The sequence below is a fragment of the Nocardia sp. JCM 34519.1 genome (assembly GCF_020361265.1).
Taxonomy (GTDB): domain Bacteria; phylum Actinomycetota; class Actinomycetes; order Mycobacteriales; family Mycobacteriaceae; genus Nocardia; species Nocardia arthritidis_A.
The window spans coordinates 522,227-530,882 of the sequence record NZ_JAIRBR010000004.1; the positions used below are offsets into that span (position 1 = coordinate 522,227).

Sequence of the window (8,656 nt, forward strand, 5' to 3'; positions counted from 1 at the left end):
TCCGTTCTCTCCTCACACCCCGCCCGCCGTCGCTATTCCCGAGTCGTTGCCGAATTTGGCTATAAGGGATCAAGGGGCGCTGGCGGGCGCTGCGCGCCCGCCGCGCCACACTACGGCTCGCCTTCACTGCGCCCGCTCCGTTCCGGCGGCCGGAGTGTCGCGGCGGGCGCAGTCTTTCCGTCGCTTCTTGCAGCCCGTCTCGCCCCATTCCGCTGATCACCACGAACCGGACGCCGGGCGGGGGTGTGAGGCTGCGAGTGCTGGGACTCGGCCCGGCCGCGCGTCGGCGAGATCGGAGACCTTTTCGCCCGGATGATGGTGTCCGCGGCCCATGGCCGCGCGATGACTCTGCCGCAGCAGACCGGCGCGGCGCGTGCTTCTCCGATCGACCTGGGACAAGCCCTACCACACAACCAGGGGCACGGTGAAGGACAACGCCGCTACGCGGTGCCTACGGCATCCTTCACCGCACCCCTGAACATGCGGTAGCCCGGTGGGCAGGTCGATCGGAGAAGCACACACCACACTCCCACCGATCTGGCGTATTCATCGATGTAGATTGACGCCGCTGGCGTCACACGGGGCGCTGCCCCGGACCCTGCTCCTCGCCGGAGAGGCAGGTCTCCCGGAGAAGCAAGATCAATTCGAACATAGGTGCGAATAGGCAATCTATTCGCGAAACAGCCAAAGGTTCAAGAAAGTCGCAACTAAGTCGTGCTACATCACGGTCGTACCGAGTTGTGTCAGGTTGTGCACCAGGAATCGACTCGTGCCCATATCCGTTGGTGGACAGCCACTTTCGAGCGTTGCTTGACTGTCTCGGGTTGTCTGTAGTAACCCTATGATCAACTACTCGGCAGGTTTCTGGTTCGAGTCCAGATGGGGGAGCTTCCACAAGGCCCTGACCAGCAGGAATGTCCTGCACAGGTCAGGGTTTCTTTGTTTTCAAGGTCGAATGGGTCGAATTTGCGGAGTGGTCGACAGTAGCTCTGAATTGGTTCGAGGCTCGACTTATCGCTTGGGGCCGATCGCACCACGGTTGTCCACCTATCGGTTGCGAGCCGCATAGGGCCGGACTGCGACAGCGGGCGAATTCTCAGCTGCTCGGCCGCTGCCTTGCGACTGTCGAACGTCGGTACCGGTGGCTGCACAAACGGGTTGGCGCGGTGCACAAGTCGCCTTCGCTGGCGTACCCGTTGAGGTGATTGGCGATCGACTCGGGATGTGGGTGCCGGCGGTGCAATTGGCGCAGGCTGGACGGCCGCGCGGAGTAAGGATCGATGCTCGCGCGACCAAGGGGGATGACGGGCTTGGAGTCGGGACCGACGGGCTGCGTACTGGATTAGTTGGTGGTGGGGGCGGCTCGCTCGTGGCGGCCGACAGCACTTCCTCGATACCCTCGCCGTCGTGCGCGGCTCGCGGGCCGCTGCTTGCCCGCAGGGGAGCCTTTCTGTCCTATTCCGTCGGTGCGGGGAGCAGTGTGTGCCCGGGATTGGTGAGGTAGTGCTGATCGGCCGTGCGGTCGACTTGGCATCAGGGAGAGCGATGTCGTGCCCGAGCTGGGTAGGTCGACCGGTTCCGATCGGTCTTGCGGGCCGACTGAGAGAGAGGCGAATTCGCTTGACGGGTTTGCCGGTTCGGGGAATTCGGGTGTATTCCGCTACCGCAGGCCCGCCGCCGGTTCGGTTGCGTTGTGCGGGCAAATGGGTTGGGTGGGTTTGTCGGGTGTCACGGTTCCTCGGTGAGAATTCGTAAGCTTTCGCCGAGTTTTGCGGCTAGGTGTTCGAGTTGGTCGGGGGTGAGGTGTTTGCCGAAGGCTGCGGCGTCGAGGAGTTGGCGGCGAACGTTGTCGATCTGGGTTTGGGCGAGTGAGATTGGAGAGCGTTCGAGCGCTGGAGGAGGGTATCTCATCGGGGGTCCGTTCTAGCTGTGTTCACAACTGGCGGTTGGGGTTTGGGGGTTTCTGTTTGTTGGACAAGGGGGTGGTGATCTAGTCCAATCAGTCATCGACGCCTGCTTACAACTGAAGAAAGGCGGCGGTGATGGATTTCGAGGTTTCGGTGGTGGATGATCTGCCGTGTCATCGGTGCGGTGATACGTTGATTTGTTCTGTGCGGGTGCCGCATTCGTTTCTGCGGGAGGACGGCGTCGAGGTGCGCGGAATGCGGACGGTGGGTTTGTGCCCGAACTGTGCCGGAGACAATCCGGCGGCTCGGGTGGTTATCGACCACTTTCGAGCCGGATCGCGCCTGCTCGATATCGCTGTGCCGCTGGGGGAATGGTTGAGTGAGGTGTTGCCCGCACAGGTCGATGTCGCGCAGCTGGCGGGGCTACGCGCCGGGGCCTCCTAGTCCGTGCGAAAGCCGTTGTCAGGTCAGCACTTTGACGCCTCGTACGGCTCGCAACTCACCCAGCAGGGTGGAGCTGACGGTCACCGGATATTCGTCGATCGCGAGTGTGGTGCGGCGTTCCCGGTAGGACAGTATGAGCCGCACCGGGGTTCCGCCGTGGTGGGATCGCAGGGCCGATTTGAGTTCGAGGACGCTGTCGCGATCGGTGGTTTCGGCATTGATTTCCAGTATCAGCGGGGGTGTCTGTTCACCCCGTTCAACGGAGCTGATGTCGAGTGGTGCGAGGTGTGTGCCGAATATTCCCATTTTCTCCTCCCGCCAATTGACTCGGCCCTCTACCACCACGACCGCGTCGACGGCTAGATCGGCCGCGAATACGCTGTAGCTCTTCGGGAAGAACAGCACCTCTACCGATGCGTCCAGGTCCTCGATGACGGCGATCGCCCAGCTTTCCCCTTTCTTGTTGACCCGGCGTTCCAGCGCGGAGATGATTCCCGAAATGGTGATCGTTCCCTCCCGTGGCGCATTGGCCAAGACGGCGGTGATCGGCTTCGGCGCCGCTTTGCGGAGAATGTGGCTCGCACCGTCCAGGGGATGTCCGGAGACGTACAGTCCCAGCATTTCTCGTTCGATTCCGAGCAGTACTTTGCGTGGCCACTCGTCCCCGTCGAAGCGCAAGTGGCTCAACGGTGAGGAATTGGTGGATGCCTCAGCTGTTTCGCTCTCGATGCCGAACAAGTCGAACTGCCCCATCGCCTCTTGGCGTTTGAGGCCGGTGACGGCGTCCACCGCCTCTTCGTGGACGTCGAGGAGCGCCTTGCGCGGATGCCCGAAGGAGTCGAATGCGCCTGCCTTGATGAGGGATTCGAGGACGCGCTTATTGCAGCAGACCAGCTCCGACTTCTCGACGAAATCGGCGAACGAGGTGTATTTGCCCTTCTTGTTACGGGTTTCGATGATCGACTCGACCACGTTGGCTCCGACGTTGCGAATTCCGCCGAGCCCGAACCGGATATCGTTGCCGACGGCGGAGAAGCGCAGCGAGGATTCGTTCACATCCGGCGCGAGCACCTTCAGTCCGAGCTGTCGGCATTCGGCGAGGTAGATCGCCGACTTGTCCTTGTTGTCCGCCACCGAGGTGAGCAGGGCCGCCATATATTCGGCCTGATAGTTGGCCTTGAGGTAGGCGGTCCAGTAGCCGACCAGCGCGTACCCCGCGGCGTGTGATTTGTTGAATGCGTATCCGGCGAACGGCAGGACCGTATCCCACAGCGCCTGCACCGCCTCATCGGAGAATCCTTGTTCGCGCATGCCGGCTCGGAAACCCTCGAACTCCTTCTCCAGGACCTCGAGTTTCTTCTTACCCATCGCCCGGCGCAGCACATCGGCGCGACCCATGGAGAAGCCGGCGACGCGCTGGGCGATTTGCATGATCTGTTCCTGATACACAACCAGGCCGTAGGTTTCGGCGAGGATATCGCGCAGCGGTTCGGCCAGCTCCTCGTGAATCGGCTGGATCGCCTGCCGGGCATTTTTGCGATCGGCATAATTGTTGTGGGTGTTCATCGCCATCGGCCCGGGCCGGTACAGCGCGTTGACGGCGATGATGTCCTCGAAACCGGTGGGCCCCAACCGCCGCAGCAGATCGCGCATGGCGTTGCCATCGAGCTGGAAGACGCCGAGGCTGTCGCCGCGGCCAAGCAGCTCATAGGTTTTCGGGTCGTCGGTGCCGAGCGAATCGAGCTCCACCTTTTCGCCACGGTTGGCCTCGATATTGTCGATCGCATCGCCGATGACGGTGAGGTTGCGCAACCCGAGGAAGTCCATCTTCAGCAATCCGATGGCCTCGCAGGACGGATAGTCCCAGCCGGTGATGATCGCGCCGTCCTCGCGTTGCCACAGCGGGATCACCTCGGCCAGCGGATCCGCAGACATAATCACCGCGCAGGCGTGCACGCCCGCATTGCGGATCAGGCCCTCGAGGCCGCGGGCGGTCTCGAAGATGGTGGCTACGTCCCGGTCGGTCTCGATCAGCGAACGGACCTCGGCCGCTTCGGGATAGCGTTCATGCTTCGGATCGACGATGCCCGACAGCGGAATGTCCTTGGCCGCGACCGGCGGTGGCAGCGCCTTGGAGATCCGGTCGGCGATGGCGAAACCCGGCTGGCCGAAGTGGACCCGGGCGGCATCCTTGATCGCCGCCTTCGTCTTGATCTTGCCGAAGGTGATCACCTGGGCGACGCGGTCGGCGCCGTATTTCTCGGTGGCGTAGCGGACCATCTCACCGCGGCGGCGATCGTCGAAGTCCATATCGATATCGGGCATGGATACCCGCTCGGGGTTCAGGAACCGCTCGAACAGCAGGCCGTGGTGGATGGGATCGAGATTGGTGATGCCCAGCGCGTAGGACACCAGCGATCCGGCGGCCGAACCACGGCCCGGGCCGACTCGAATGCCTTGCTGCCGTGCGTAATTCATCAGATCGGCGGTGATGAGGAAGTAGGCGGGGAACCCCTTCTGCACGATGATGTCGATCTCGAATTCGGCGCGGCGCAGATATTCCTCGGGCACGCCGTCGGGCAGCCGCCGGTCGAGGCCGCGCAGCACCTGCGCGCGGAACCACGAGGCCACGTCGTAGCCGTCGAGCGCTTCGTAGACCGGCATCCGGTCGGTGTGTTCCCACACCTCGGCATAGGATTCGACCCGTTCGGCGATGAGCAGGGTGTTGTCGGCCGCGCCCGGGACCTGACTGTCCCAGTACGCCCGCATTTCCTCGGCGGATTGCAGGTAGTAGCCGTCGCCGTCGAATTTGAATCGGGTCGGATCGTTGAGTGTCTTTCCGGCCTGGACGCACAGCAGTGCGGCGTGCGCGTCGGCCTGATCCTTGGTGACGTAATGAGAGTCGTTGGTGGCCACCGGGGGCAGACCGAGTTTCGCGCTGATCTCGAGCAGGCCCTCGCGCACCGACCGCTCGATCGGCAGCCCGTGATCCATCAATTCGACGAAGAAGTTGTCCTTGCCGAAGATGTCGCGGTAGTCGGAGGCGGCCCGAATGGCCTCGGCGTGCTGGCCGAGTCGCAGCCGGGTCTGTACCTCGCCGGAGGGGCAGCCGGTGGTGGCGATGATGCCGTCGGCGTGCGCGGCGATCAGCTCCCGGTCCATGCGGGGCTTGCGGTAGTAGCCCTCCATACTCGCCAGCGAGGACAGTTTGAACAGGTTGCGAAGTCCGCGCGCGTCGCGCGCCAGCATCGTCATATGCGTGTAGGCGCCGCCACCGGAGACGTCGCCGCCGACGCCCTCGCCGTTGGAACCGCGCTGATTGGCCTGACCCCAGAACACCGGCTTCTTGTGCCACCGGCTGCCGGGGGCCAGATACGCCTCGATGCCGATGACGGGCTTGATCCCCATTTTCGTTGCGACCTGGTAGAACTCGTCCGCGCCGAACATATTTCCGTGGTCGGTCATCCCCACCGCGGTCATCCCGAGCCGACCGGCCTCCTCGAACAGCGGCTTGATCTTCGCCGCACCGTCCAGCATCGAGTATTCGGTATGAACGTGCAGGTGAACGAATGAGGACAACGGACGCCTCCAGATGCGGCTAGGGCTCGGATCGCTCTATTCGAGCCGAGGCCGCGAGCGAGGGTCAAACAATCGACACGCTCATCCCGACAACCGGTAGTTGTTATGGCTGGCCTTGTGCCGCAAGCTGATTCGTGCGCGATGGTTACCCGGCCGCGCGATCGTCGCCGAACAGTGGAAGTTGCCCGGTCGACGAGTGCCCGCCGATCCTGCGCAGGCAGCGCGCGCACGTCACGTCCGCACGGGTCGGTTCCAGCGCTGCGGGGGACCATCCGGCGACGCCGGTGTGGCACAGCAACTCCGGGACCACTTCGCCCCCGACCCACTCACTGAAACTGACCGCGTGCACGGTGCGTCCGGTCCGCACGACCGCGTGCACACCCGGATCGCCGAACCGGGCCCGTGTGGAGGCAGCCAGGGGAGCAATGTCGGTCATATTCCAACGATAGGGGCAGCGACCGACACAAACCTGAGCGCGCGGGCCCGAAACGCTTCGGCCTCGGGACCATAAGCTAAATAGTCGGCGAAAATTCTCCGAGACAGAGTAACCCGCTCGGACTCAGCACAGACTGCACGACGTCTCCGCCGCCCTTGACGCACAGTTCCGGAACGAAACAAGATCTCACCGGCTCTGGACGCCAATCTGCTGAATCTGTCCGGCGACGCCCCGCAAGCTCGCCGCCGAGTCCTTCGTGCGGCGCCACCACGCGGCCGAGAAAATGCGTGAAACGCAAGCCGTGACAGCCGAACTCGTCGATTTCCGCCTGAGCTCGGGCGGGCACTGTCGGGGTGGTCGGCGAGGAAGAAGAATACGAAAGCCGAGGCGACCGTGGATGTTTCGTGCCCGACAGCGCGGCTCTTGGTTTCCGGGTGGATGTGTCGGTTGCGGATCAGTTGGCGACGACGATATCGACGATCGCGCGGGCCGCGGCGCGGACGCCGCCGTCGAGCACTTGGGATTCGTAGGCTTCCCAGTTGGTGAGTTTGGGTACGTCCCGTGCGGCGCCACGGGCCAGCATCCGGGTCCGGATGTCGTTGTTCGCGCTGTCGAACCACATCGTGGTGACGGTTGCGTTCGGGGTGAGACCGGAACGCGTCCACAGGTATTCGGTAAGGGTCGAGCCGGTCGATGCCGCTTGCCGGATGAACGAAATGAGTGGGGCATCGATGATGACAGGATGGTGTGCGGCCACGGTGAACGCGGCATGAACGAGGCCGTCGTACAGGTGCGGGCTGACCACCGTTCGATAGACGTCGCTGTCGCGGTCGAACGGATCACCGGTCAACCGGGTCATCACCGCTTCCTCCAAACCGGGCGCGAAGCTGTCCTTGTCGAACACTGGCGCACCGATACGGTCGGCCAAATAGGTTGCGGCCGTGGACTTCCCGGACGCCGGCAAACCACAGATGACGATCGCACCCGACTCGGCGAGCGGATGGGCCGAGGCATCCAACACTTCGATCACGTCCGGCGAGAGTTCGCCGGTCAACGGGATTTTGCGGTTAGGGTTCGAGGGCACGGGTGCTAGTCCACCATGTGCACGTTGATCTGTATTCGGTTGATGTCGGATCAGGCCGGTGCCGCAGTGATTTCGTCGACCGTCACACCTGCGTCGCGCGAACAGCGAAGGCGGGTCGAGGTCGACTTTGTCAGTCGCAGAGTACGGTCCAGTGGAAGACGTTGGTGTCGTGGAGATCGTCGAGGTTGGCCCAGTAGCCGGGACTTTCGAGTATGGCCAGGCTGCCTGTGGGCTGGTACGGGACAGCTAGGTCGAAGTCCGCGGCACGGTAGATGACCCAGTTGCCCCAAGCTTGCAGTCGGCGTGCGTTCTCGAGGCCCGCGAGGAATCCGTCGAACCGGAAGTGGTGGTTCTCCGCGTTGATACCGAAATCGCCGTTCGGGCCGGGTGCGGCGAACTGGTAGGTGTTCGAGTAGAAGTAGCCCCGATTCGGTATCGACCCGGAACATTCTTTCTGGGCGTCGCCTGCGGGCGCGAGCGGTACACCGGCAGCGGCCTGCCCCGCACCGATCACCGCGGACAACAAGATGAACAAGACTCTCTTCACCGTGAAACTACTTTTTTCCAATGGTTTTCGGTCCGTCACGAAGGAACCATCAGGATCATCAGAGGCGATGGAGCGGTCGTTTACGCGGGCGGATCATTTTCGATCACCACATGCTCAACCGCAGTGGGACCAGCGGGCACATGTTGTTCTCCACGCTCCACAGCGCCGCGGGCGCCACCCGGAACGGCTGGTAGTCGCCTTGGCCGGTCCGTGCGCGGAGGACCCACACGGTCAGGATGGGATTTCGGCGTCGGTGCGGGTTATCTCGTCCGCGAGGAAGGAGACGATTGGCCTGTGCGGCTGCTTAGCCTCCACTCGCTTGTACCCATGGGTTGCAGGCCGCAGCGAGTCTGACCTGTCAGAGGCTCGGGCACTCCCCGTATACGAACACCTCGCCCTCGCCCCGGCTTACCGCGAACATGCCGAAGGCGGCATACTCTGCTTCGGCGAAGGTCTCCATCAGCGGGAGGTGGCGATCAAGCCGTCGATGCGCCGACTATCGGTGATGTCGTTGGATGGATACCAGCCATTGCGGGATCATTGTCACGGCATGCCAGGATACGAACTGCGGCTTCCTAACAGCTAGACGAGTAAGTCCGAAGTGCTGACGATGCCCGGACATGGGCGGAGGGCGTCGAAGACCAGTGTGTGAGCAATGA

Annotated in this window: 7 protein-coding genes; 1 reads left to right on the top strand and 6 read right to left on the bottom strand. The window is 63.1% G+C overall.

The annotated features are described in order from the left end of the window. Positions 1–1,728: 1,728 nt before the first annotated feature. Positions 1,729–1,911, bottom strand: coding sequence for a DUF6374 family protein (locus LGY53_RS44400; protein ID WP_225727199.1), 183 nt, complete (start codon positions 1,909–1,911; stop codon positions 1,729–1,731). A gap of 131 nt (positions 1,912–2,042) precedes the next feature. Here LGY53_RS44400 and LGY53_RS14570 point away from each other — a divergent pair, with 131 nt between their 5' ends. Next, positions 2,043–2,351: a DUF6300 family protein gene (locus LGY53_RS14570; protein ID WP_225727200.1), complete on the top strand. Its 309-nt coding sequence runs from the start codon at positions 2,043–2,045 to the stop codon at positions 2,349–2,351. 18 nt (positions 2,352–2,369) lie between these two features. Here LGY53_RS14570 and dnaE read toward each other — a convergent pair whose 3' ends face one another. From dnaE to LGY53_RS43595, 5 genes are all read right to left on the bottom strand, one after another. After that, positions 2,370–5,888, bottom strand: a complete 3,519-nt coding sequence (gene dnaE, locus LGY53_RS14575; protein ID WP_374111180.1) for a DNA polymerase III subunit alpha — start codon at positions 5,886–5,888, stop codon at positions 2,370–2,372. Between the two features lie 187 nt (positions 5,889–6,075). Then, positions 6,076–6,366 carry a hypothetical protein gene (locus LGY53_RS14580; RefSeq protein WP_225727202.1) on the bottom strand — a complete coding sequence of 97 codons (291 nt, stop codon included), beginning with the start codon at positions 6,364–6,366 and terminating at the stop codon, positions 6,076–6,078. A 454-nt stretch (positions 6,367–6,820) separates the two neighbouring features. After that, positions 6,821–7,450: an AAA family ATPase gene (locus LGY53_RS14585; RefSeq protein WP_225727203.1), complete on the bottom strand. Its 630-nt coding sequence runs from the start codon at positions 7,448–7,450 to the stop codon at positions 6,821–6,823. A 130-nt stretch (positions 7,451–7,580) separates the two neighbouring features. Continuing rightward, positions 7,581–7,997: a hypothetical protein gene (locus tag LGY53_RS14590; protein ID WP_225727204.1), complete on the bottom strand. Its 417-nt coding sequence runs from the start codon at positions 7,995–7,997 to the stop codon at positions 7,581–7,583. Positions 7,998–8,100: 103 nt separating this feature from the next. Beyond that, positions 8,101–8,226, bottom strand: a complete 126-nt coding sequence (locus tag LGY53_RS43595) for a hypothetical protein (protein ID WP_255663750.1) — start codon at positions 8,224–8,226, stop codon at positions 8,101–8,103. Between the last annotated feature and the right edge of the window lie 430 nt (positions 8,227–8,656).